At 61.2% G+C, this 19,191-nt stretch carries 19 protein-coding genes; 15 read left to right on the top strand and 4 right to left on the bottom strand.

What is annotated here, in order from left to right; translation table 11 throughout:
• Positions 1-3 precede the first annotated feature (3 nt).
• On the bottom strand, positions 4-1,629 hold the full coding sequence (locus K5Y35_RS19870; RefSeq protein WP_222832699.1) for an APC family permease: 1,626 nt from the start codon (positions 1,627-1,629) through the stop codon (positions 4-6).
• Positions 1,630-1,860: 231 nt separating this feature from the next.
• On the opposite strand from K5Y35_RS19870, the gene K5Y35_RS19875 reads away from it, so the two are divergent.
• A complete protein-coding gene (locus tag K5Y35_RS19875; protein ID WP_222832700.1) occupies positions 1,861-2,619 on the top strand; it encodes an AraC family transcriptional regulator in 759 nt (252 codons plus the stop codon).
• A 209-nt stretch (positions 2,620-2,828) separates the two neighbouring features.
• Here the strand turns inward: K5Y35_RS19875 and K5Y35_RS19880 are convergent, their stop codons facing one another.
• Together K5Y35_RS19880 and K5Y35_RS19885 are read right to left on the bottom strand one after the other, a co-directional pair.
• Positions 2,829-3,425, bottom strand: coding sequence for a LysE family translocator (locus K5Y35_RS19880; protein ID WP_123462883.1), 597 nt, complete (start codon positions 3,423-3,425; stop codon positions 2,829-2,831).
• A 54-nt stretch (positions 3,426-3,479) separates the two neighbouring features.
• Positions 3,480-4,316 (bottom strand): AraC family transcriptional regulator, encoded by an 837-nt coding sequence (locus K5Y35_RS19885; protein ID WP_128616198.1) that lies wholly within the window; start codon positions 4,314-4,316, stop codon positions 3,480-3,482.
• Positions 4,317-4,462: 146 nt separating this feature from the next.
• Between K5Y35_RS19885 and K5Y35_RS19890 the strand changes: the two genes are divergently transcribed.
• Positions 4,463-4,750: a hypothetical protein gene (locus tag K5Y35_RS19890; RefSeq protein WP_128616197.1), complete on the top strand. Its 288-nt coding sequence runs from the start codon at positions 4,463-4,465 to the stop codon at positions 4,748-4,750.
• A 64-nt stretch (positions 4,751-4,814) separates the two neighbouring features.
• Positions 4,815-5,738 (top strand): bifunctional helix-turn-helix transcriptional regulator/GNAT family N-acetyltransferase, encoded by a 924-nt coding sequence (locus K5Y35_RS19895; RefSeq protein ID WP_128616196.1) that lies wholly within the window; start codon positions 4,815-4,817, stop codon positions 5,736-5,738.
• A gap of 26 nt (positions 5,739-5,764) precedes the next feature.
• Here the strand turns inward: K5Y35_RS19895 and K5Y35_RS19900 are convergent, their stop codons facing one another.
• Complete coding sequence (locus tag K5Y35_RS19900; protein ID WP_123462891.1) at positions 5,765-6,967, bottom strand: MFS transporter; 1,203 nt, start codon at positions 6,965-6,967, stop codon at positions 5,765-5,767.
• A 127-nt stretch (positions 6,968-7,094) separates the two neighbouring features.
• Between K5Y35_RS19900 and K5Y35_RS19905 the strand changes: the two genes are divergently transcribed.
• The 12 genes from K5Y35_RS19905 to K5Y35_RS19960 all read left to right on the top strand — a co-directional run bounded on the left by K5Y35_RS19905 (position 7,095) and on the right by K5Y35_RS19960 (position 19,191).
• Positions 7,095-7,691, top strand: coding sequence for a TetR/AcrR family transcriptional regulator (locus tag K5Y35_RS19905; protein WP_222832701.1), 597 nt, complete (start codon positions 7,095-7,097; stop codon positions 7,689-7,691).
• Between the two features lie 643 nt (positions 7,692-8,334).
• The gene (locus K5Y35_RS19910; protein WP_123462895.1) at positions 8,335-9,246 is read left to right on the top strand and encodes a dihydrodipicolinate synthase family protein; all 912 of its coding nucleotides are present in this window, start codon (positions 8,335-8,337) and stop codon (positions 9,244-9,246) included.
• A 14-nt stretch (positions 9,247-9,260) separates the two neighbouring features.
• A complete protein-coding gene (locus K5Y35_RS19915; protein ID WP_128616192.1) occupies positions 9,261-9,641 on the top strand; it encodes an L-rhamnose mutarotase in 381 nt (126 codons plus the stop codon).
• On the top strand, positions 9,638-10,660 hold the full coding sequence (locus K5Y35_RS19920) for a homocitrate synthase (RefSeq protein ID WP_222832702.1): 1,023 nt from the start codon (positions 9,638-9,640) through the stop codon (positions 10,658-10,660). The genes K5Y35_RS19915 and K5Y35_RS19920 overlap by 4 nt, the downstream gene beginning before the upstream one ends.
• A gap of 15 nt (positions 10,661-10,675) precedes the next feature.
• Positions 10,676-11,410, top strand: coding sequence for an HAD family hydrolase (locus tag K5Y35_RS19925; RefSeq protein ID WP_123462901.1), 735 nt, complete (start codon positions 10,676-10,678; stop codon positions 11,408-11,410).
• Positions 11,411-11,412: 2 nt separating this feature from the next.
• On the top strand, positions 11,413-12,108 hold the full coding sequence (locus K5Y35_RS19930; protein ID WP_259741288.1) for an SDR family oxidoreductase: 696 nt from the start codon (positions 11,413-11,415) through the stop codon (positions 12,106-12,108).
• 28 nt (positions 12,109-12,136) lie between these two features.
• Complete coding sequence (locus K5Y35_RS19935) at positions 12,137-12,862, top strand: SDR family oxidoreductase (RefSeq protein WP_123462906.1); 726 nt, start codon at positions 12,137-12,139, stop codon at positions 12,860-12,862.
• Entirely contained in the window at positions 12,859-13,872 is a 1,014-nt protein-coding gene (locus K5Y35_RS19940) for a hypothetical protein (RefSeq protein WP_222832703.1), read from the top strand. Before K5Y35_RS19935 ends, K5Y35_RS19940 begins: the two co-directional genes overlap by 4 nt.
• A gap of 108 nt (positions 13,873-13,980) precedes the next feature.
• The gene (locus tag K5Y35_RS19945) at positions 13,981-15,300 is read left to right on the top strand and encodes a lysine N(6)-hydroxylase/L-ornithine N(5)-oxygenase family protein (RefSeq protein ID WP_128616186.1); all 1,320 of its coding nucleotides are present in this window, start codon (positions 13,981-13,983) and stop codon (positions 15,298-15,300) included.
• On the top strand, positions 15,284-16,354 hold the full coding sequence (locus tag K5Y35_RS19950; RefSeq protein WP_123462912.1) for an NAD(P)/FAD-dependent oxidoreductase: 1,071 nt from the start codon (positions 15,284-15,286) through the stop codon (positions 16,352-16,354). The genes K5Y35_RS19945 and K5Y35_RS19950 overlap by 17 nt, the downstream gene beginning before the upstream one ends.
• Before the next feature lie 12 nt (positions 16,355-16,366).
• Positions 16,367-18,373 carry a class I tRNA ligase family protein gene (locus K5Y35_RS19955; protein ID WP_261991203.1) on the top strand — a complete coding sequence of 669 codons (2,007 nt, stop codon included), beginning with the start codon at positions 16,367-16,369 and terminating at the stop codon, positions 18,371-18,373.
• Positions 18,370-19,191: an ABC transporter substrate-binding protein gene (locus K5Y35_RS19960; RefSeq protein WP_222832704.1), complete on the top strand. Its 822-nt coding sequence runs from the start codon at positions 18,370-18,372 to the stop codon at positions 19,189-19,191. The genes K5Y35_RS19955 and K5Y35_RS19960 overlap by 4 nt, the downstream gene beginning before the upstream one ends.

Consider the following 19,191-nt stretch of genomic DNA (forward strand, 5'->3'; position numbering starts at 1 on the left):
ATTTCAGTAGGCGCCGGCAGGGCGCGCATGCACGCTGGAAGCGGTGTCGGCGACCTCACTTTCCTCGTCGTCCGCTTCAAGGCGCAGCAGGTGCGCCGGTACGCCGGTGGCGGCGCCCCAGTAGTAAATGCCGGTGGCGCAAGCGGCGACGACGAGGGTGTCGAAAGGGTGGGCGAGGATGCCCAGGCCGCCGAAGGTGCCGAGTTTCGACAGCACGATGGTCACCGCGTAGAAGGCGATCAGCCACGCCGACGAGCGCACCTGACGGCTCAGGCTCAGGTGCGCGGTTGGCACGAAACGAGCGCACAGCAAGTAGACGACGAACATCAGAATCTGCAGGCCGAGCAGCCACGACACGGTGTTCCAGCCGGACCAGTAGACGATCAGCGCGGCGATGATGAACGACACCGGCCCGAGCACGCCCATGCACTTGACCCGGAAGGGACGCGGCAGGTCCGGCGCGCTGCGGCGCAACGCGGCGACCGACACCGGGGCCACGGCGTAGCTCAACACCAGGGCAGCGGAAACCACGTTGATCAGCGCTTCCCACGACGGGAACGGCAGGGTCCAGAACACCGACAGGGCGAAGGTCAGCCACAGCGCCGGACGCGGGATGCCGGACTTCTCGTCGATGTGGGTGAAGACCTTGAAGAAGGTGCCGGTCTGCGCCCAGCCGTAGATCACGCGCGGGGTAGCGTTCATATAAATGTTGCCGCAACCGCTCGGCGAGATCACCGCGTCGGCCACCACCAGATACGCCAGCCAGCCCACACCCAGTGCCAGGGCGATGTCGCGGTATGGCAGGGCGAATGCCTTATTGATGCCGGCCCAGCCGTCGGCGAGCATTTCCGTTGGAATGCCGCCGAGGAACGCGGTTTGCAGCAATACGTAAATGGCGGTCGACAACAGCACCGAGAGGATCAGCGCAATCGGAATGGTGCGTTGGGGATTCTTCACTTCGCTGGCCACCGAGATGATCGGTGTCAGGCCCAGATAAGCAAAGATCACCCCGCCTGCCGACACCGCCATCTCGATGCCCGACAGGCCGAACGGCGCGAACCCCTGAATCTGAAAGTTTTCCGGTTTGAAGAAGGTGAACAGCACCCCGATCACCAGCAGCGGCACGATGAACTTGAACACGCTGACCAGGTTGTTGGCCTTGGCGAAGGTCTTCACGCTGCGGTAGTTGAGCAGGAAAAACACGCAGAGCAGGGCGAACTGCACCAGCCAGCCGAGGATCGTCGGATCGCCGCTGCCCGCTTTGGTCAGGCCGGGAAACCACGCTGCGGCGTATTGGCGCGAGGCAACCACTTCAATCGCCACCAGACTGGAAAACGCGATCAGGGTGATGAAACCCATCAGGTAACCGAGCAGTGGCCCGTGGGAGTAAACCGGGTAGCGCACCACACCGCCGGCTCGGGGCAATGCCGCGCCCAGTTCGCAGTAAACGATACCCAGCAACAACACGGCGAACCCGCCCAGCAGCCAGGAAAAAATCCCCGCCGGGCCGGCAATGGCCGACACATGACTGGCCGCGAACAACCAGCCGGAACCGAAGATCGCACCGAGCCCGATAAATGTGAGGTCGATCAATGAAAGCTGTTTTTTGAACTTGCCTTGGCCTGACATGGCATCGCCTTCTTGTGAGTTATTGGATAGGCAGTTGTGTCACTGGGACGGCCAGACTTTGAACTGATCGACCTTGCGGCGATTGATGTTTTGCACCGGGTTGGATGACGAAATCGGCACAGTCGCGCAGAGTAACGCTGCTGCTCGACAGGCTTTCGGCGATGCTGCAATCTGCGTGCGAACGCCTTGGGCGAGCACTGGCCTGAAGCACCAACGGGGGAGAACTCTTCGATGCAGAGTGCGTTTTCGATGTTGTCGCAAGGCCGCCCGCAAACCCTGGAAGAACTGGTAGCCAGCGCCGCGCTGCTGTTGCCGATGCTCGACGTGATCCCCAGTGCGGTGATTTTCATCAAGGATCTGCAGGCGCGTTATGTCCTCGCCAATCGCACACTGGTGCAGCGCTGTGGCTTGAAGGATTTACGCCCGTTGCTGGGAAAAACCAGCGCGCAGGTGTTCCCCGCGCAACTCGGGCCGGGGTACACCGAGCAGGATCGCAAGGTGCTGGAGGAGGGCTTTGTGCTGGAGGATCAGCTGGAACTGCACCTGTACGGCAGTCGTGAACCGGGTTGGTGCCTGACCCACAAGCACCCGTTGTACAACCGCGACGGGCTGATCATCGGGCTGGCGGGGATCTCGGTCGATCTGCAATCGGCCAGTGAAACGCATCCGGCATTCGAGCGCCTGGCCGCAGTCGACGAGCATATTCGCAGCCACTTCAATCGCCGCGTCACGTTGGGCGAACTGACGCGAATCGCCGGTATTTCGGTGGCGCAACTGGAGCGCTACTGCAAGCGCGTCTTTCACCTGACGCCACGACAGATGATTCAGAAGGTGCGCCTGGAACACGCCCATCGCTTGCTGCACACCGATTTGCCGATCACCGACGTCGCGCTGCAATGCGGTTACACCGACCACAGTGCCTTCACCCGCCAGTTCAAGGCCTCCACCGGCTTCACCCCCCGCGCATATCGCCAGGCGACATCGCGCTGAAATCACCGCCTGCATTCCCATGCTGCCCCAACCGTGAGAAATCCAACCTGTGGTGAGGGGATTTATCCCCGCTGGGCTGCGCAGCAGCCCCAAAACCTGCCCACTCATTCCTTCAGGCATACCGAGTATTCAGATTTACGACTGCTGCGCAGCCGAACGAGGATAAATCCCCTCGCCACAGGTGCTTGCCTGACTTCAGGTCAGCCCGCTCAGAGCAGGACCGTCAGCCAGGCGGAAAGCAGCAGCAACAGCGCCAATACCGCATTCATGCGCTTGAACGCCTGTGGGCTGCCGAACAGTCGTGCACTGCCGACGCCAAGCAGCGCCCAGAACGTCATGCACGGCAACGACACCAGCAGAAATGCCAGCGACAGCACCAGCAAGCGCACGGTCTTGTCACCACCACCGACAAACACACTGACCACTGCCACGGCCATCATCCACACCTTGGGATTGACCAGTTGCAACATCGCCGCACCGAGTACGCTGAACCCTTCATCCTGTGCTTCGGTCGAGTCCAGGGCCGGGGGCGCACTGCGGAAGATCTGCCACGCCAGCCAGCTCAACCAGAGCACGCCCGCCCAGGCCATGGCTTGTTGGACGCGGGGCAAACGCGACAGGGTTTCGCCGGCGCCGAGCCCGACCACCAACACGATCAATGCCGCCGCCGCGCAGGCCCCGAAAATGATCGGCAATGTCGCGCCCAGTCCCCGACGCGAACTGTGGCTCAACACCAGAATATTGGTCGGCCCCGGAGTGATCGAAGCCACGAAAGCAAACAGTAGAAAGGGCAGCAATGACGCCATGATTCGGATTCCTGAATGTGAACACAGGTCTCCATGATCGTCAGCTGGCGTGCGTCAGTCTGGAAGGTTTGAGCAGCGCTTGCGGTAGTCCGCTGGCGTCAGTTGGTAGGCGCGCTTGAACCAGCGGCCCAGGTGGCTTTGATCGGCGAAGCCGAGCACGCTGGCGACCTGCGCCGGCGACTCGCCACGGGCCAGCAACTGACGCGCCTTGGCCAGGCGCAACTGGATCAGATAAGCGTGGGGCGCCAGCCCAAAAGCGGCCTTGAAGGCGCGGGTCAAACGGAAGCGATCGACCTTGCAGGCGTTGGCCAGTTGATCCAGGCCGATGTCATCAAAGGCGTGGGCATGCAGGTAATCCCGGGCCACTTGGGCCACCAGCGGCAGGCGCGGATCGAAATCCTGGCGCTTGCGCCAGTCGAGATGGCGGGTGAGCGAAGCCAACAGGCTGTCGATGGCTGTCTGGCGGACGATGCGCAAGTCGCCGTCATGCAGGGCGTGGAAGGCCTGATTGATCGCCGTGGACAGGCGCGGGTCCTGGCTCAAAGTATCGGCAAAACCGGGTTGAGTGTTGGCCGGGGCGTCTTCGAACAACGCGTGCAGTTCGCGCTCCAGCCAGTGCGGATCAAGGTACAGCATCGAATAGGTGAACCCGTCGTCCGTGGGGGCCTGACCGTCGTGGATTTCCCCCGGTTCCAGCAAAAAGACCTGGCCCGGCGTACTGCGGTGGCGCACGCGGCGGCAATTGAATTGCTGCACACCTTGCTCGGTCACGCCGACCAGAAAACTGTCATGCCAGTGCGGGTCATAGGCATGCCCCTGAAAATGGGCACGAATCGATTCAATCCCGGTGTCGACATCCTGGGACAGCTCGATCCAGTTGCGTTTATCCACGGCAGGCTCCAGAGATCAGCATGAACGGTGCGGCCCGATAAAATACCGCGCAATGACGACCGGCGTTTAGAAGATTTGTGCAGGTCGACAACGGCGAACGGTTAGACTCGGCAGACTGACGACCTCCTTGCGACAGGTAAAACGCAATGCGCAAAACACGGTTGCCCCGATGCCGCAGGTGGGTCTTGCCGACCCTGATCATCGTCAGCCTGGCGCTGGGCACGGGGTGTTCCAGCCGCAAACACTATCCACCTTCGGGCATCGGCGACAGTTGCTACGCCAAAGCCGTGCCGACGGTGGGCGAAGGCGGTCTGGCGTGGGGTTCGAGCCTGAATATGGCGCGGCAGAAGTCGATGAACAATTGCATCCGGTATGCCGGGCGTTCCGGTGGCACACCGGACACCTGTCAGGTAGTGCTGGCCAAGTGCAGGTAGGGCATTGACATGATTGCCTAAGGCAACTATATATTTGTCTTAGGCAATCATTCGAGCATGGGTCATGTCCAGCACCGATCTGTTCCAGCACGCCGACATCGTGCGCAGTTTCAACCGCTTCTATACCCAGCAGATCGGCGTGCTGCAGGAGCATCTGCTGCAGAGCGAATACTCGCTGACCGAGCTGCGCATCCTTTATGAACTGGCTTCGCGTGGTGACCTGACCAGCGCCGACCTGCGCCAGATGCTGAGCCTGGATGCCGGCTACATGAGCCGCCTGATCAGCGGTTTCGAGAAGAAGGGCCTGATCCAGAAAGTCCCTTCGCCCACCGATGCCCGCGCAGCTCTACTGCACCTCACCGAGCTGGGCCGGGAAATCCTCGTCCCTCTCGAACAAGCCTCCCGCGAACAAGTGGTCGCCATGCTTCAGCGCCTGACCGAGCCGCAGCAACAACAATTGCTCGGCGCCATGACACTGATCCAGACGCTTTTGCAGAACCACCCGGACTCGACCTACGTGCTACGTGATCCGCAACCCGGCGACATGGGCACGGTGATGCAGCAGCAGGCCGCCCTCTATAGCCGTGAGTACGGCTGGAACTCGGAATTCGAAGCGTTGGTGGCCGAGGTCATCGCGAAATACCTGCGTGACTTCGACCCGGCTTGCGAGCGCTGCTGGATCGCCGAGAAGGACGGCAAGGTCATCGGTTCAGTATTCGTCGTGCGACAGGATGAAACCACCGCGAAACTGCGCATGCTCTACGTTGACGCCAGTGCCCGGGGACTGGGTATCGGCCGTCGCCTGGTTGATGAGTGCCTGCGCTTTGCCCGGCAGATCGGTTACACACGAATGACCCTGTGGACTACCAGCAACCTGACGGCGGCGCGCCAGATTTATCAGAAGGCGGGGTTTGAATTGGTGGAAGAGGAGGCGGTCAACCGTTTCGGCAAGGCACTGGTCAGCCAGACGTGGGCACGTGATTTGTAGGGGCCGATAGCAAACAGCCTGACCGTTCAGGTCGCTTGCGCGACGATGGCCATGTCCGGTTTCAAGCGACGATGGCCGTACAGCGCAACGCCGAGCACGATCAGGCCGGCGACCAGCGCGACGATCGCCCCCTGGCGTGCGCCGAATTCATCCACGACTTGACCTGTTGCCGCTGCGCCCAGCGCGACGCCCACGCCAAGCCCTGAAATCAACCAAGTCAATGCTTCGGTCAGACGCTCGGGCGCAACCATCTGTTCGGCAAGGGTCATTGCCACGATCAGGGTCGGGGCAAAAAACACCCCCGCAACCAGTACGGCCAGTGACAACCCGAGCACATTGCTGGCCCATAACAACGGCACAGTCGTGATGGCCGTCGCCAGCCCGCACAGTAGAAACAGGCGCGATAAAGGCACTTGCAGTTTCATCGCCCCGAACGTCAGGCCGGCGACGCAGGAACCCAGGGCATATGCCGACAACACGATACTGGCGGCGACGGGCTGGCCTTGAGACTGGGCAAAGGCCACGCTGACCACATCAATGGTGCCGACAATCATGCCCATGGCCACCATCAACAGTGCAAGGATGCGAATGCCACCCACGCGAATCATCGACGTCTGTGGCGCCCCGGAGGTCGCCCGAACGGGTGGTTCGCTACCCCGCTGACTGACGAAGGCATACACCCCGATGGCCAGCAACAACGCCGTCACCAGTGGTCCAGCCTCAGGGAACAGCGCCACGCTCAGACCCACCGCCAGTGGCGGGCCGACAATAAAAGTGACTTCGTCCAGCACCGATTCCAGGGCGTAGGCAGTGTTCAGTTTCGCTGTGCCGCGGTAAATCAGTGTCCAGCGCGCCCGGGACATCGCGGACATGCTGGGCATGAAGCCCGACATTACGGCACCCACGAACAGGGTCCAGTCCGGCAACTGCCAGTAGGCACAGGCCGGCAATGCAAGCAGGCCGGTGCAACTGATTGCCGCAGCGCCCGGGAGAACCTGGCGTTGCCCGAAGCGGTCGACCAGCCGCGAGATCTGTGGTGCCAGCACCGCGAGCGTCAGGGCGAACGTGGCCGCCACGGCGCCGGCCAGCGCGTAATTGTCCCGCATCATCGCCAGCATGGTGATGATGCCGATACCGGCCATGGCCAGCGGAAAACGGGCCACCAGACCCGCCAGGGCAAAACCGTGAGTGCCAGGTTGGGTGAACAGTTCACGGTAAGACTTGACCATCAGCGCACACTCTCCTGGGCCGATTGACTTGCCTGCAATGGCTTCAGCGCTGAAAATGCATACGCTGCGTATGTGAGGGAATTTATTGACGTACGCGACGTATGTCAAATGATTTGAGGAGTGCCTGATGGTTCGTCGAAACCGTGCCGAAATGATCGAAGATACCCGTGCCAGGTTGCTTGCGGCCGGCCGCGAGGCCTTTACGCGGCTGGGTTACGCCCAGGCGTCGATGGATGATTTCACGGCCGGAGCCGGACTTACGCGGGGGGCGCTTTATCACCACTTCGGTGACAAAAAAGGCTTGCTGGCGGCGGTGGTGGAGCAGATCGACGCCGAGATGGAGGCGCGCCTCTCGGCGATTTCCGATGCCGCGCCCGATCAATGGGAAGGTTTTTGGGGGCGCTGCCGGGCGTTTCTGCAAATGGCCCAGGAAAAAGATATTCAGCGCATCGTCTTACAGGAAGCGCCCGCCGTGCTTGGGGCGGTGTCGGTGGAAGAGCAACAGCATTGCATCGCTTCGATGCGCGACATTCTGCGACGCTTGCAACTCAAGGGCGTGGTGCGCGAGTTGGACGCGGAGGCGTTGGCACGCCTGGTTTACGGTGCGCTGACCGAGGCTTCGCTGTGGATTGCGAGGGCCGAAGAGGGGACCGAACGCCTGACCCAGTCACTGCAGACACTGGAGTTGATGTTGCAAGGGGTTCGTGTCGATCCCGACCGCTAACGGGCGGTACTGCCAGAAGCGATCCTCTCGATGTGACGCAAGGTCACTCGAGAGAGAAAACACTTCCCTGACCTCCGTCATCAGGCTGACAAGTCTGTCGGCCCTTCGCCAAACCCTTCGCTCATTTGCCTGACGGCCGTCACTGCCGAGTACGACTGTGGGTGAGTCGATAGAGCAATTGCGCTGCTGCACCCCGAGGGGTGATTGTTTTAACGAAAGTTCTGGAGTTTATTCGGCGGGCGAAGTATGAGCGCGCGCGAACATTATTGGGCGAGTGCGGAAACAAATTTAGTTACATATTGGAAATAAAAAGAAATATTTGTTTTTTAGCGAAAATGAAATTTTGTGCTTCTGCGTAATGTAATAATTTGAAATAACTACAGATTGGACAATAATCCTGCTCGCCATTAACTTCGCCGCGACTTCGAAGTTCACTAAGTTGTATGAAAAGTGTGGAAATCACGATGTCGATGCTGCGGGCTTTAATGCTCGATTTTGTACCGAATAGTTAAACTAACTGCTTCGTTAATCGAGCGTTTTGTTGCAGTAAATATTTGGTCGATAGCCTCGTTGTTAAAGGTGGCAGGACAATTTAGTTGCTCTCTTAGTCTTTTGCGTCGAACTTTGATAAGGAATATCAGGCATGACGAAAGCTCCCATCCAAGGTGTCCTACCGGTCGCCATTCTTCCCTACAACACTGACCTTTCTCTGGACACTTCGGCCCTGCGTCTGCAAATCGAACACATCTTGCACACGGGGTGCGACGGCGTGGTCATCGGGCAGATTTCCGAGGTCTCGCGCCTGACGGCCGGCGAGCGTTTCAAACTCGCAGAATTGATCGCTGAACAAACCGGTGATAAGGGCCTGGCAATCATGAGCACGGGGGGCGAAAGTATCGCCCAGGCCGTGGAATATTCGCGCCAGGCCGAGCAGGCGGGTTGTGATGCACTGCTGGTCATGCACCCGTCGATGTGGGCGCTCGATGACGAACAGATGTATGTGTATTTCGCCAATGTGATCGAAAGCGTGCGCATTCCGGTACTGGTGCATCATGCCAAGTCGCTGGCCAAACGGCCGATGTCGATCGCGGTTCAGGCGCGTTTGCTCGAGACCTTCGGCCCGCAAAAAGTGCAGTTCAAGCCAGAGTCTGCGCCAACCGCCCCGAAAGTGTCGCTGCTGCGTGACGCGACTGCGGGTCAGGCACGTATTTTCGAAGGCGACGGCGGCATGATGCTCGTCGACACCTATCAACGCGGGCTGGCGGGCGTGATTCCGGCCACGGAAATCGCCGAGATCACCGTGGCGCTGTGGAACGCATTGAAAGTTGGCGATGACAAACTCGCCAGAGCCATCGGCTACCCGCTGTCCTATTTGATGTGCCATATGATGGCCAGTATCGACTGTTACTTGCAGTTGTCGAAGCACCTGCTCAAACGTCGTCGATTGATGAGTAACACATTGATCCGCCCGCCAGTGGATTTCAGCATGGACCCGGAAACCCTTCGCGAAGTCGAAAAGGTTTATGACCAATTACTTGAATTCGTCACCCAGTAATAAGGAAGTTACTCATGAAGCGTTTTGGTTTTTCCATTCAGTTGACCAGTAAAGAAGCCGTTGAGTTGTATAAGAAGTTGCATCGTCAAGTGCCGGAGCAAATTGCCGGCGACCACGGTGTACTTCGCGAAATTGGTTTGCAACGCATGTCGATTTACCTGTTGCCGCCGAACACACTGTTCATGCAGGTTGAAGCCCACGAGCAATTCGACCCGCTGCGTGACTTCAGCCATGCCTTGTCTTTCCACCCGGCGGTGCAGGCATGGGATGACCAGATGCACGGCGAACAGAATCCGCTGTTGAAGCGCATTGCCGGTAACGACACCGAACTCAACTGGTGGCGTCTGGAGCAGGTCTACGACTGGACCGTCGATACGGCAGGCAACCAAAAATGACCGATCGGAGACAGTCATTCGCGTTAATGGATTGCACCTTCCGTGACGGCGGGTTCCAGACCGACTGGCGGTTTTCCGATGCCATGGCCCGGCAGTACTTCGGTACTTGCCTGGCCACCGGCGTGGACATCGTCGAACTGGGTTACCTGAACCTCGATCCGGGTGCCACTACCTCATATACCGGTTCTTACAAGGCGTTGCCCGAGTCTTTGACGGCGCAGCAACGCGAACTGATCAACCCCGGCTCGATGAAAGTGACGGTGATGATCGACGCCGGGCAAATCGTCGGACAATCGCCACAGGCGGCTGCCCGGCTGATAGTGGCGGCCGTTCGGCGCACACCGTTCCGCATTGATATTTTGCGCATCGCCGCCAAGAGCAATGAGGTGCAAGCGAGTCTGGCGCTGGCGCAGGCGCTGGCCGGGCATGGACTGGAAGTGATGCTCAATCTGATGCAGATCGGTGAGTTGCCGGCGGATGAGCTGGCGCGGATCCTGCGCCGTCTCGACGGCGAGCCGATTGCCGCGCTGTATTTTGCCGACAGTTTCGGGCGCCTGTTGCCGGATCAGGTTCACCGCTTGTTCCGGCAGGCGGCAGAGATGACGGCCTTGCCACTGGGCTTTCACGCCCATGACAACTACGGGCTGGCCGTGGCGAACACGCACGCAGCGCTCGGGGCAGGGGCCAGGTTTGCCGACGGCACCTTCGCCGGTTTGGGCCGGGGTGCAGGGAACGCGCCTACCGAGACCCTGGCACTGCTCAAGTCTGAAGCGCACGCGATGGACGCCTGCGAGCGTTTTCTGGCCGAGCATATCGAGCCGTTGCGAGCGGTGGCGAACTGGGGGTATTCACCGACCTATCGCTGCCAGGCGCGCCACAATGTTCATCCGACTTATGCGCAGAAATTGTTCGAAGGCGCGCCACTGACGTGCCTCGAACGCAACGACATCATCGGCAGGATTGCCGGGCATGTCGGCTCGCACAAATTCGATCTGAACATTCTCAACCAATACACGTGAGCACAGGACAGGCTTATGACCACGTTCAAGCTTGGCGATGTGATGGCGGGCAAGAAGCTGGTGTTCTTCGATTGCGACGGCGTATTGCTCGACTCCAATGGCGTGAAGCTGGCGGCTGTCGATCATGCGCTGGCGCATTATCCGCAGGCGCTGCGCGACCGCTGCAAGGAAAGCTTCAGGCTCAACTTCGGGCGTGCGCGACACTGGCACTTCGAGGCGTTCGAGCGCCTGATCGCCCCTCGCGGGCCGGCCGCCAGAGACTTCGTGGCCGCGAGCATTGCACGTTATGAAGACTACTTGCGCAGCCATTACCGCTGTTCTGCGGTGGTCGCCGGAGCACCGCAGTTATTGGCGTTGCTGCAAGAGCAGGGCGTGACCTGTTTCGTAGTGAGCGGCGGCAAGGAAGAGGAAATTACCGAGGCGTTGGGTGTCAGTGGGATTGATCGCTACATGGCGCGCATTATCGGTTCGCCGACCGCCAAGATAGCCGCGATCAACGCCTTGCTCGAACAGCATGATTGCGCGGCAGCGCAGGCAGTGTTTCTCGGCGACGCGATCGCTGATGCCGAGGCCGCCATCGCCTGCAAAGTGCCTTTCATCTTTGTCAGCGGTCATGCCCTGGTTGACCGTTCTACCCTGAGTGCCCGATGGCCTGCGGGTCATTGGGCGGTTGAGGTGCCTGATCTGCGGCCGGACAACCCGGTTGTGCATTTCGGTGCAGCCTGTCAGACAGTCAAGGAGGATTATTGAATATGAACACCCGCAAACCGCTAAGGATCGCCATCACTGGCGTCAGTCGAGGATTGGGCAAAGCCCTGAGTCATGCGCTGGCTTCACGCGGGCATCAGGTCTACGGATGCCAGTTGGCCGTTGACGCAACAACCGGCGCACAGGGCAATCCGGTGCTGTTCAACGCGTCGGTCACCGAGCCAGGCGAGATGCAGCAGTTCGCCCACGCGGTCGGTCGCGAAGGCCCGGTGGACATCGTTGTCTGCAACGCCGGCGTGATCACCGAGCGCAAGCCGGCATGGGAAATCGCCGTGGAAGACTGGCAGCGCGTAATGGACGTCAATGTGCTCGGCGTAGTGAATACCCTGCACGCGTTCCTGCCTGCGATGCTCGACCGCCGGCAGGGTCTGTTTATCGCCATCAGTTCGGGTTGGGGACGCTCGGCCTCCTGGGGTCTGGGCCCGTACTGTGCCAGCAAATTCGCGGTTGAAGGGCTGATCGGCTCGCTCATCGCCGACATGCCCGAAGGGGTGGGCGCCGTTGCCCTCGATCCGGGCAATGGGGTGAACACCCAGATGCTGTCCATGTGTCTGCCGGATGAACACGAGCAATACATCTCGCCAGAAAACTGGGCAGAACATGCGGCCGATTACATCGTCGAGCATCTGTATCGGAAGAACATTTCCGGCAGCTGCACGGTTCCGCATCCAGGCCTCTGACGGCCGGCTTCTTACAGGTACGTAGATCATGCTGAACAAAAAACGGGTTGTTGTAACCGGTGGCGGTCGCGATTTCGGCCAGGCCGTGTCGGTCTGGCTGGCGCGTGAAGGTGCTCATGTCGATCTGTGTGCGCGCCAGTTGGCCAGCGCTCAGGCAACGTGCGAGATCATTCAGGGCGAGGGCGGTTCTGCCCGCGCCTACCAGTGTGATATCGCCGACGCGGCATCGGTACGCGCCTTCGCCCAGAGCCTGCAGGCAGACGAGCGTCCGATCGACATCCTCGTGCTCAGTGCGGCGCAGTGGCTCGAAGGGATGCTGGGCGAGGCTGACAGCGACGAAGAAATCACCTCGACCATCAACTCCGGCCTGACCGGCTCGATCACCCTGACCCGGGCGCTGTTACCGAGCCTGCGGCGCTCGGATGCCGCTGACATCATGGCAATGGTGTCGGTCTGTGGCGTCCCGCAATTCACCCAGTCCATCGCCCACCCGGCGTTCTTTGCCGCCAAGCATGGCCTGAGCGGTTTTTGCCAGAACATGGCGCATCATCTGGCCAGCGAGCAGATCCGCGTTACCGGGTTCTATCCGCCGGATTTTGAAGTGACCGGGCTGGATGAAACGGTCGACCCTCGCGGCAAGTTGCTCAACGGCCGTTCGATCTGGGAAACCATGCGCTTTGTGCTGACCCAGCCGCGCAGCTGTCACATCGACGCGGTGCATTTCCGCGGCCCGACCCGAGAGAGCCTGCAATGATGCGCATGGTCCCAGCGCGCAGGCAGGCAGCGACGGGTTATCGCCTGGCCGTCGATGACGTGCAACTGCAGCAGACGATGCCAGCCAACATCGCCGCCGGCTTTTTTGCGGCGCACTGCCACCCGGCGGCGTTCTACGATAAATGCGTGCAGCATCTGGCGGTCAGCAGCCTGGCCCCGGATCTGGCGTTCGATGGGCGGCAACTGGCCTCACTCAATCAGTTGCCGGCCGACGACGGGCGCGGCTGGGTGGTGCGCCCGGCAGTGTCGCCGTGCTCGCGGGGCTCGGCGGTGCTGGTGTGGGGCGAGGGCATCAGTGCCAGCGAGGCGGCTGCACTGTTGCGCGAGTCGCCGGGGCCGTTCCAGATTCATGTGCACGAACAGGGTTACCCGGTATTCATCAACGGTGTGTTCGACGCTGGCCGGTTCGAGGTCAGTGATGTCTGGCGCTGCCACACCCAGGACCTGGACGGGCGACGGCACCTCACCGCCGTCACCAGCCTGAGCCTGGCGGCATTACCCGTCGAGCTGGTACCGCGCCTGGCAACGCTGGCCAGTCAATTGGGTCTGGTGCACGGGCCGTTGCACGCCGAAGTGCTGATCACACCCGCCGGCCCGCGCCTGGTCAAGCTGTCGCCACGCCTGGCGAGCACCCCCTTGCCAGAGCTGTGCCGGCTGGGTGGCTGGCCCAGCCAGGAGGAGGTGTGGCAACAATGGCCGGGGCATCGGCAGGCAACTCAGTCGCCGGCAGCGGCGGTGGCGGATTACTCGTTTCTGATTACCCGCCCAGGGCGCATCAAGGCCCTGCGCTTCGATCGCGAAGTCCGTGCGCTGGCGAGTTTCAGTCACTACTTCGCCGAGCCGTTGCTGGGGCAGCACGTGGCGATGACCACCGACGGCACCACTTACGGCTGTACGGTGTTTTTACGCAATCCTGACGCCGCCGCGCTCGACGAAGACATCGCCAGGCTTCAGGCGCTCAACCGCCAGGGTGCCTTTGAGTTCGAGTAACACTTAGCCGAACCGGCAATACCTATAAAAAACGCCCAGGGGCTGTCGTCGTGTGATGACCTTCCTGCGGCCTCGCTCAGCCTGAAATTCTGTAGAAAGGGAGTTCACATGAGTTTTGCAACCGATTTGACCAGAAGCCCTTGCAAACAAAAAATCCATGACGTGGTGGGCATCGGTTTCGGCCCCTCGAACATTTCGCTCGCCATTGCCTTGCTGGAAATGGCCCCTGAACTGGAGGTCGCTTTCGTCGACAGTGCGCCCGGCTTCGGTTGGCACAAGGGCATGCTGTTCAAGAACGCGACCATGCAGGTGTCCTTTCTCAAGGATCTTGCCAGTTTTCGCAATCCGCGCAGCCATTTCACCTTCGTCAATTACTTGCATACCAAGGGGCGCATCGCTGCATTCTCGAATAAAAAAGACTTCTTTCCGGGGCGCCTGGAGTTCCACGATTACCTGAGCTGGTGCGCAGCAGAGTTCAGCGATCAGGTGTTCTACGGCCACCGAGTGGTCAATATCAGTGAAGGTGGGGTGGACGGCGACGGTTCACCGTTGTTCAGGGTCGAGATGCAGGTCGGCGACACCACGACTTCGCTACTCGCGCGTTCGCTGGTGCATTCGCTGGGCCTTGAGCCACAGTTGCCGGGCAACGTTCAGGCCGGTGAGCGCATCACCCACGTTCATCATTTGCTGGCGCACCTGCAAGACACACCGCTGAAACCCGACGGCCACTGCGTTGTGGTGGGCGGAGGGCAGAGCGCGGCTGAAGCGGTGGAATATCTGCTGGAGACGCATCCGGCAATGCGCGTGACGGCGATCATGGCGCGCTACGGTTATACGCCGGCCGATGACAGCCCGTTCGTCAACGAAATCTTCAATGCCGACGTGGTCGATGATTTCCATGCGGCCGCGCCGCATGTACGCAAACATATTCTGCGCACGCACGCATCCACCAATTACTCCGCGGTGGACATGGCGCTGATCGAAAAGCTCTACCGCAACTGGTATGACGATGAGGTCAGCGGCCAGCAGCGCCTGGTGCTCGAACGCATGAGCCGGCTGCAGTCGGCGCAGGTCCAGGACACGCAGGTGCAGGTGACGTTTGCCCGGCAGATGAGTAACGAGGTGCAGACCCTCGCTTGCGATTACCTGGTGTGCGCCACGGGGTTTCGGCCACGCAGCATTGCCAGCGTGTTGAGCCCGGCACTGGCGGCCCGGTTGATCCGCGATGAGGGCATGACCCGCGTTTCGCGTCATTACCGCCTGGCCTTTCAGGGCGACGCCGCGCCGCTGCTGTACTCCACCGGCGTTGCCGAAGATTCCCATGGGCTGAGCGCCACGCTGATTTCCAACATGGCCATTCGGGCCGGAGAGATCGTTGACGACCTCAAAGTCGCGCTGAAGCGGAGGCACTATGAGCAAGCCATTTGATGTGATCATCGTCGGTGCCGGCATCATCGGGGCGACGTGCTTCCAGGTCCTGAGCCAGGCCGGCCAGCGCTGTCTGTTGCTTGATGACAGGCAACTGGGCAGCGGCGTGACAGGGGCGTCCGGTTGCATCGTGCGGGTGGCGCACGCCTCGTTGCAGGCGACCCGTGCTGCAGCGCAGGGTTACCACTTTTACCGGCGTCTGGCACAGGACTCCCAAGGCCAGGTGCCTTTTGCGCAGACCGGTTATCTGCACTTCGCCGAGCCGCATGCCCTGGCGCAAATGCAAGGCTGGCTCGAGCAGGAAGACATTGAAGCGCAACTGCTCGATGCTGCGGCCCTGGCAAAGCGCTATCCGGACTTGCCGATCGCCGCCGGGCAGGCCTTGTTCGAACCCCGGTCTGGTTATATGGAAGCCAGGCCAACGCTGCACTATCTGGTGCGCTCGGCCATCGAGCAGGGCGGCGTGTACCACGATGCGGTGCAGGTTCAGGCGATCCGCGTCGACGCCGCGAGCCGGCGGGCTGTCGGTGTACTGACCTCCAATGGCAACTACGATGCGACCCGGGTCATCGTTGCGATGGGCAATGGCACCAGCGAGTTTCTCATCCGCCAGTTCGGTCATTCGTTCGGCCTCTGGAACCAGCACATCCAGGTCACCCGCTTCAAGGGCGCGGCCGCGCTGCCGACGGCGCCCTGTTTCATCGACGACACCCACCAGCTCAACGGGCGCTGGTGCCCGCTGACCGGGGGCTTCTATGTCGGTTACCCCACCGGACAGCGAGTGCCGGCCAGTCAGGGCTATGCGGCGCTGGACCAGCGTCACGCGCAATTGACCCGCGAGCAGGGCCAATCCCGGTTCCCCTGGTTGCAGACGGCGTCGGTGGCCGGCGCGTTATGTCACAGCGACTGCTACAGCGAACAACCGATCGGATTGATTGGCGAGCAACCCGGTCTGCCAGGCGGCGTACTGGTGGCCTCCGGCTTCAGTGGCGGTGGTTTCAAGATGGCCCCTTACGTCGCCATGCAACTGGCCGACGCCATTACTCAGGGATAGAGAGACAGCACAATGAAAAAGATCAATATGTTTTCCCCGGCCAAGCGTTTCTACAACGTTGATTCGCGCGTCGTCGAGTTGCCGGGAACCGCGCTCAATCTGATGGGCTGCACATTGGCCCCGGGCCAGGAAAGCCAGCCGCACAACCATTTCGAAGATGAACTGTTCATCTTCACCGAAGGGCACGGTCTGGTCCGGACCGCGCAGGAAACCCTTGAGGTCAACGCCGGCGATGCGGTGCATTGCGCGCGATTCGAGTCGCACACCATCCGCAACCTGAGTGATCGCCAGCCGCTGCACTTTCACTCGCTGTATTGGGACGCGGGACAGTTGCAACCGAGCGAAGCGGAGCCGCCTGTGGACACCCTGATTTTTTCCACGCCGCCCACGCCCAACGGGGATTTGCATCTGGGCCACCTGTCGGGGCCCTACATCGCCGGCGATGTGCTCAAGCGCGTGTTGAGCAACAGCGGCGCCAAGGTCTTTTATGGCAGTGGCCGTGACGACAATCAGACGTACGTGCTGACGTGCGCAGCCAAGGAAAATACCTCGCCCAAGGCCTGCGCCGACCATTATGCCCAGGCGATTCGCGAGACCTGGCAGGGCTTTGGCATCGACATGGACCTGTTCATCACACCGGACAACCAAGGCGAATACGCCGACTTTGCGCATCATTACTTGCAGCGCCTGCACGATCAGGGCCTGATTTACGCCAAGGACACCCCGGTGTTCGTCGATGACCAGGGCAATGCGCTGCACGAAGCCTTTCTCAACGGCGGCTGCCCGCACTGTGGCGAAAGCAGCGACGGTAATGCCTGCGAAGCCTGCGGCCAGCCGAACCAATGCACCGACCTGACCCAGCCACGGGTCAAACGCGACGGTCGTCAGCCACAGTTGCGCATTGAGACACGCTTGTTTTTCCGCCTGAGTGCCTTTGCTGACGATCTGTCCAAGTACGTGCAGACAGCGAACATGCCGGCGCACGTCTATCAGCTCTGTCACACCATGTTGACCCAGGGGCTGCCGGATATCTGCATCAGCCATCGCAGTGACTGGGGCATTCGCCACCGCTTGCCGTCGATGCAGGATCAGGTGATGTACGTCTGGTTCGAAATGGCCTTCGGGTATCTTTGGGGGGCCAGTGATCTGCCGGTCGCCGGTGCCGATCGCTTCGCCAGAGCGGCCCATTGCTATTCGGGCAGCATGGACATCGTCCACTGCTATGGCTTCGACAACGCTTACTACCACACGCTGTTGTTCCCGGCGGTCTATCTGGCGCTGGGCCTGACGCCACCGCGCCACCATGTGGTCAACGAACTGCTGGACCTCGACGGCAGCAAATTTTCCACCAGCCGTCGCCACCTCATCTGGGGCAAGGATTTTCTCGCCGAAACCGGCAGCGACTACGCGCGCATGGCCTTGATGCTTACCCGTCCTGAAGGCATGCGCAGCAATTTCACCGTGACCCGGATCTGCGCCCGGATCAATGAGTTGTTCCCGGAAAAACTGAGTGCCTGGATGCAGCGTCTGCAAGCACGCCTGGCCGAGCACGGCGGCAAGATCCCCGAGCCTGGTGCCTGGCTGAGCGACCAGAAAAACTACCATGACGAGCTGCGCCAATGGATCGAGGGCTACCGGCAAGCAGCCTCGACGTCGACCTTTTCGCCACTGCGGATGGCCGAGCAGGTCGCGCAGGTCATCGACCGGGTCTCGCGTTTCAGCGCCGCGCAGGATTATCTGCTGAGTGCACCCGGGCAACCGCTGTCCAACCATGCCCGCACGTCGTTGGCATTGCAGGCGCTGACCGCACGTTGGCTGGCCTATGCCACCTATCCGTTGATGCCGGGCCTCAGCGAGCAATTGACTGACCTGCTCAATCTGGCCGAGCGCGAGTGCGATCCACAGCAGGCGAGTGCATTCTTCGCCGCAGGCCATGCGCCGGCGCTGCATCTACGGCTTGAACTGCCGCGATTGTCGGCAGAAGCCTTGGCGCGACTGATGCCGGGCCAGACTGGATGAGCCGTGTCATTGCACCACGGCCGGTCGGTATCGTCGGCCCGCTCACCGGGCCGCGTGCGGCCTACGGCGAGTGGTTGCGCCGGGCGGCGCAGGGTAGTGCGCTGCCATTGGTGTGGGCGGACGATGCGGCTGATCCGGTTGTTGCGGTCGATGCGGCGCATCGTCTGTTGTCCGCCGGTGCCGAGGTGGTCATCGGCCATTTCAACAGCGAATGTGCCCGGGCGGCGGGGGCGCTTTACCGCGCCGCCGGGGTTCCATTGCTGCTGCCGGCAGCCACTGCCGCTGATCTGTGCCAGAGCGTGGGGGCATTCCGCCTGTGCGCCAGCGAGGCGCGCCAGGTGATCGTCATGCGCGATTATCTGATGCGCCATTCTCTGCGCATCGCCGACATCTGGAGCGACGGTTCGGCCTACGGCGAACGTCTGGCGGCGGCGTTACGCCCGCACTCGACGCCCGCCACAGCAGAGGTGGCCATCTGCGCGTTGATGGGCTCGCATGTCGCGGTCGCAGGCGAGATCCGTCGACGCGCACGGCCGGGAGCGCTTTACCTGGTGCCCGACGATTGCGTGGTCGACGAGTTCGACGCACTGCTTGCCGGCACCGGGGCGAGCACCTTGTGCCCGCATGCCACCCCGGATTTTGGCCAGTGCGTGGGCCTGGCGCTGGAGCTTGTCGCGGCTGCCTTTTCACGTGGCGAGCCAGTGGCCGCGTACCTGGACAGGCACGCCGATTTTGCTCACCGACAATACCGACCCGCCGACTACACGCTGGTCCGGCGTCATTACCCCGCACTCTGCGAAAACGATACAAGGACGTAA

It is taken from the genome of Pseudomonas sp. SC3(2021) (assembly GCF_019856535.1).
GTDB lineage: Bacteria > Pseudomonadota > Gammaproteobacteria > Pseudomonadales > Pseudomonadaceae > Aquipseudomonas > Aquipseudomonas monsensis.

Bases quoted from the DNA above. Each gene is read 5' to 3' on its own strand.
- K5Y35_RS19915 (WP_128616192.1), top strand. From the start codon at position 9,261: ATGAAGCGTTTTGGTTTTTCCATTCAGTTGACCAGTAAAGAAGCCGTT.
- K5Y35_RS19890 (WP_128616197.1), top strand. From the start codon at position 4,463: ATGCGCAAAACACGGTTGCCCCGATGCCGCAGGTGGGTCTTGCCGACC.
- K5Y35_RS19895 (WP_128616196.1), top strand. From the start codon at position 4,815: ATGTCCAGCACCGATCTGTTCCAGCACGCCGACATCGTGCGCAGTTTC.
- K5Y35_RS19935 (WP_123462906.1), top strand. From the start codon at position 12,137: ATGCTGAACAAAAAACGGGTTGTTGTAACCGGTGGCGGTCGCGATTTC.
- K5Y35_RS19945 (WP_128616186.1), top strand. From the start codon at position 13,981: ATGAGTTTTGCAACCGATTTGACCAGAAGCCCTTGCAAACAAAAAATC.
- K5Y35_RS19900 (WP_123462891.1), bottom strand. From the start codon at position 6,967: ATGGTCAAGTCTTACCGTGAACTGTTCACCCAACCTGGCACTCACGGT.
- K5Y35_RS19870 (WP_222832699.1), bottom strand. From the start codon at position 1,629: ATGTCAGGCCAAGGCAAGTTCAAAAAACAGCTTTCATTGATCGACCTC.
- K5Y35_RS19910 (WP_123462895.1), top strand. From the start codon at position 8,335: ATGACGAAAGCTCCCATCCAAGGTGTCCTACCGGTCGCCATTCTTCCC.
- K5Y35_RS19960 (WP_222832704.1), top strand. From the start codon at position 18,370: ATGAGCCGTGTCATTGCACCACGGCCGGTCGGTATCGTCGGCCCGCTC.
- K5Y35_RS19940 (WP_222832703.1), top strand. From the start codon at position 12,859: ATGATGCGCATGGTCCCAGCGCGCAGGCAGGCAGCGACGGGTTATCGC.
- K5Y35_RS19920 (WP_222832702.1), top strand. From the start codon at position 9,638: ATGACCGATCGGAGACAGTCATTCGCGTTAATGGATTGCACCTTCCGT.
- K5Y35_RS19925 (WP_123462901.1), top strand. From the start codon at position 10,676: ATGACCACGTTCAAGCTTGGCGATGTGATGGCGGGCAAGAAGCTGGTG.
- K5Y35_RS19905 (WP_222832701.1), top strand. From the start codon at position 7,095: ATGGTTCGTCGAAACCGTGCCGAAATGATCGAAGATACCCGTGCCAGG.
- K5Y35_RS19955 (WP_261991203.1), top strand. From the start codon at position 16,367: ATGAAAAAGATCAATATGTTTTCCCCGGCCAAGCGTTTCTACAACGTT.
- K5Y35_RS19875 (WP_222832700.1), top strand. From the start codon at position 1,861: ATGCAGAGTGCGTTTTCGATGTTGTCGCAAGGCCGCCCGCAAACCCTG.
- K5Y35_RS19950 (WP_123462912.1), top strand. From the start codon at position 15,284: ATGAGCAAGCCATTTGATGTGATCATCGTCGGTGCCGGCATCATCGGG.
- K5Y35_RS19930 (WP_259741288.1), top strand. From the start codon at position 11,413: ATGAACACCCGCAAACCGCTAAGGATCGCCATCACTGGCGTCAGTCGA.
- K5Y35_RS19880 (WP_123462883.1), bottom strand. From the start codon at position 3,425: ATGGCGTCATTGCTGCCCTTTCTACTGTTTGCTTTCGTGGCTTCGATC.